Raw genomic sequence first — 1,562 nt, forward strand, 5'->3', positions numbered from 1 at the left:
CCTCAAGCTCAATTCAGGCGCGCTTAGCGCCGATGGCCAGGCGAGCCTTGCCGACGGCAAGCTGGCCGCCGGGATCAGAGGCGCGTTGAGCGATGTTTCGGGGCTCTCGAAGGACGCCAAGGGCGCCATCGCTTTCGCCCTCAACGCGCAAGGCCCGGTCGCCGCGCCCGACCTGTCGATGACGGTGGACAGCGACCGGCTCCTCGTGGCGGCGCGCGAGATCACCGGACTGAAGCTGACGGCCACCGGCAAAGCCGATGCCGCCAATCCGGCAGCCAATGTGCAGCTCACTGGCAATGTCGCCGGGCAGAATTTGCAAGGCAGCGCCGCGCTCGCCACCACCAATGGCAGCCGCGCGATCAACGGGCTTTTGCTGTCCCTCGGACCGAACAAGTTTTCCGGCGATCTCGTGCTCGACGATGCTTTCGTGCCGGTGGGCACCGTTTCGCTCGACCTGCCAGATATCGGACCGCTCGCTGCGCTGGCCCTGGAAAAGGCCGAAGGCAATGTGCGCGGCACGATCGCCTTTACCAAGGCGGCCAACGGGCCGAATGTCGCGGTCAAAGCGAACACCTCGGAGATCAAGCGCGGCGATCTCTCGGCCAGGAATGTCGCCATCGACGCGCAGATCGCGAACTATCTGGCAGCACCGGTGATCGCCGGCACGGTGCGGGCGGAGAGCGTGACTTCCGGCGGCACCGCCATCACCGGCATCGATGTCGATCTCAAGCGCGACGGCGACTGGACCGGTTTTTCCGGCGGGGCCACCGTCAAGAACATCCCGGCCAAAGCCGCCGGGCGCGTGAAAGTGGCGAACGGAACCACGACCATCGAGCTCGCCTCCGGCCAGGCGACCGTGCAGGGCATCAAGGCCGCGATCGCGCAGGCCTCGACGGTGACCGTCGCCAATGGCGTGACCACGCTCGACCGGCTGGTGCTCAACCTCGGCGGCGGCACGGCAACGGTGACGGGCAAGGTCGCGCAGGCGCTCGACATCAACGCCAACCTCGCCCGGGTGCCGATTTCGCTCGCCAACAGTTTCTCGCCGGGTCTCGACGCGGCCGGCTCGATCTCGGGCACGGTCAAGGTGACCGGCCAGCCTTCGACCCCCTCGGTCGCCTTCAAGATCGATGCCGCCGGCGTGCAGACCTCGCAGACGCGTGGCGCCGGCCTTGGCGGCATGAATGTGTCGTCATCCGGCACTTTTGCCGGCAACAAGCTCGCCTTCGACGCCAACATCAGCGACGGCGCCGGCCTCGGCCTCAAGGGCGGCGGCTCGGTGACGACGGCGGGCACGCCAACCTTGGCGCTCGATTTCAACGGCAAGGTGCCGTTCTCCTTCCTGGCCGCAAAGCTCGCCGCGCAAGGGCTGGCGCTCAACGGCATCGCCAATGTCGATGTGCAAGTGCGTGGTCCTGCATCCGCGCCGGTTATCAGCGGCAAAGTCACGACATCCGGCGCGCGCCTCATCGATGCGCGCTCCGGCCTGGCGGTGAACGACATCGCCGCCGAAGTCTCGATCGGCGGCGGGGTGGCCAGGATCAACCGCCTGACCGGCACAC

At 67.4% G+C, this 1,562-nt stretch carries 1 pseudogene; it reads left to right on the forward strand.

The window, feature by feature from the left end:
• Window positions 1-1,562 (forward strand): annotated as a pseudogene (locus tag EOA27_RS35855) (translocation/assembly module TamB); the annotation flags it as partial.

Origin of the sequence: Mesorhizobium sp. M2A.F.Ca.ET.037.01.1.1 (genome assembly GCF_003998075.1) — a bacterium.
Taxonomy (GTDB): Bacteria; Pseudomonadota; Alphaproteobacteria; order Rhizobiales; family Rhizobiaceae; genus Mesorhizobium.